This is a genomic window from Shewanella sp. ECSMB14102 (assembly GCF_000813075.1).
Classification (GTDB): Bacteria; Pseudomonadota; Gammaproteobacteria; order Enterobacterales; family Shewanellaceae; genus Shewanella; species Shewanella indica.
In genome coordinates, this window is the sequence record NZ_JWGX01000132.1 from 1 (window position 1) to 617 (window position 617).

2 protein-coding genes are annotated in these 617 nt (G+C 50.7%); both read right to left on the minus strand.

Annotated features, from left to right (window positions below; translation table 11 throughout):
* A partial coding sequence (locus RC73_RS21325) for a hypothetical protein (RefSeq protein WP_235370048.1) occupies positions 1–227 on the minus strand: 227 nt, incomplete at its 3' end.
* A gap of 54 nt (positions 228–281) precedes the next feature.
* A complete protein-coding gene (locus RC73_RS20425) occupies positions 282–548 on the minus strand; it encodes a hypothetical protein (protein ID WP_200888013.1) in 267 nt (88 codons plus the stop codon).
* Positions 549–617 lie beyond the last annotated feature (69 nt).

Here is a 617-nt window from a genome sequence, read left to right on the forward strand (position 1 = left end):
AACTGTAAAACAGTGAAATTAACCGCGATCTTTTCAGATCTTCGATCCTTTCCCCGGCCCAGTGTCTGCGCTTGGTGGCGCCATAAACTGAACAAATTCAAAACTGAAAAAAAATTGAGGTGCAAACTGCGCAGGAGGGTGAGGAAGAGTGCGAATTTCGTGACGTAGAATTGCGTAGGTGGTGATTTACGTGGCCAGAATAGCCAGCCGCGTCTGTGCTGCAGCATCGTCAGTTTTGATTGTTGGGTGGGGCTTTACTGTGGGCTGATATGAAAAACGGCTCAGGTTCCTGGTGGGAGCTGAGCCGGTATCGAGTAAATACTGGGTTGTCTATGGTTTACTTGGTGATTGGGTCTAGCCTGGCCTTTTGCGCGGCTGCTGCACTCGCCGTCTCCAGCCTCATTCGGTGCCGGGCTGGTGCTGTGGGTATGACTGGCACAGATGGTTGCCAGCTCGGCTACCGTTTTCATGAGTTCAGATAGCAGCTTGAGCACGTTTTCATCTTCACTGCCCAGCCACGTTTTTGGGCTGCGGTAATCCTTTGACACGCTGGCGATCACCTCGCGGGTTTAGCATCAGTGTGAAACATCAAAAAGATATGGCTGTCCTGTATTTTT